We start from the raw sequence: 1,112 nt of genomic DNA, 5'->3' as shown, positions 1-1,112 counted from the left end.
GCGTCACCGTGCGCACGGTGCGCTTCTACGGCACCCGCGGGCTGCTCCCGCCGCCCGAGATCGGCCCCCGCCGGGTCGGCCGGTACGGCCGTGAGCACCTGGCCCGGCTCGCGCTGATCGAAGAGCTGCGGCTGCAGGGGATGACGCTGGCGGCGATCGAGCGGTACATCAGCCGGCTCCCGGCCGACCTCACCGCCCAGGACCTCGCGGTGCACCGGGCGGTCGTCTCCTCCTGGGCCCCGGAGGCGGTGGAGACGGTCGGCCGCGCCGAGCTGGACCGCCGCGCGGGGCGCAGGCTGACGGAGGAGGACGTACGGCGCCTGGCGGCGATGGACGTCCTGGCCCCCGCCGAGCCGGACGGCACCTACCGCGTCGACTCCGGTCTGCTGCGCCTCGCCGTACAGCTCCTCGACCTCCCCTTCTCCCAGGAAGTCATCCTCGCCGCCCGCACCACCCTCCTCGACCACTCCCGCGCCGCCGCCCGCGAACTCTCCTCCCTCCTGCGCGACGCGGTCCCCGAACACACCCCGAGTGACGTCCGCACCCTCTCCGCCCACATGCAGCCCCTGGTCATCCAGGCCCTCCTGACCACGTTCCAGCGGTCACTGAGGCAGGAGGTCAGGGAGTGGCTGGGAAACGACGACGAGCACGGCCCCGAGGACTAGGGCCTGTCTTCCGCTCCCCGAGGCCGGCGCGGTGCGTGGACCGGTCGTGCGCGGGTCACGCACCCGTGGTGGAGCCGGGGCGGATAATCATCAGGACGGTGACCGTGGCCCACAGCAGATTGAAGACGCCGGTGAGCATGGCCAGCCGCGCCGGTGTCGTCGACGGAGCCGACGTCGGCGGGGCGGAACCGGCCGTCCCGGCCAGCGCGAGGTCCTGGGCGGGCAGGATCAGTACGGCCAGGACGGCCACGGCCGCCGTGGTCAGCACGATCGAGGCGATCAGCCAGCCGTCCCCCATGACGCCGAGACTGCCGGCCGTGGCGAGGCCGGACAGGGGAACGGCGATGCCGACGGCCGCGTAGACGCGGCAGATGCGGTGCAGTGTGCGCAGGGTCGTTCGGGCGTCGCCGTCGGCGATCCCGCCGACGGCGACGCGCGAACGACCCT

General features: G+C 73.8%; 2 protein-coding genes. One reads left to right on the top strand and one right to left on the bottom strand.

Going from position 1 to position 1,112, the window contains the following annotated elements; all coding sequences use genetic code 11:
- The coding region (locus CCN33_RS29750) for a MerR family transcriptional regulator (RefSeq protein WP_086696436.1) at positions 1–665 on the top strand (665 nt) is incomplete at its 5' end.
- A gap of 55 nt (positions 666–720) precedes the next feature.
- Here CCN33_RS29750 and CCN33_RS29745 read toward each other — a convergent pair.
- Positions 721–1,112 (bottom strand): hypothetical protein (locus CCN33_RS29745; RefSeq protein ID WP_107484022.1); only part of this gene is annotated, 392 nt, incomplete at its 5' end.

The sequence above is a fragment of the Streptomyces recifensis genome (assembly GCF_002154615.1).
GTDB classification, from domain to species: Bacteria; Actinomycetota; Actinomycetes; order Streptomycetales; family Streptomycetaceae; genus Streptomyces; species Streptomyces griseoluteus.
The sequence above is the reverse complement of the archived record's forward strand: the minus strand, read 5'-3'. Positions and strand labels throughout refer to the sequence as shown.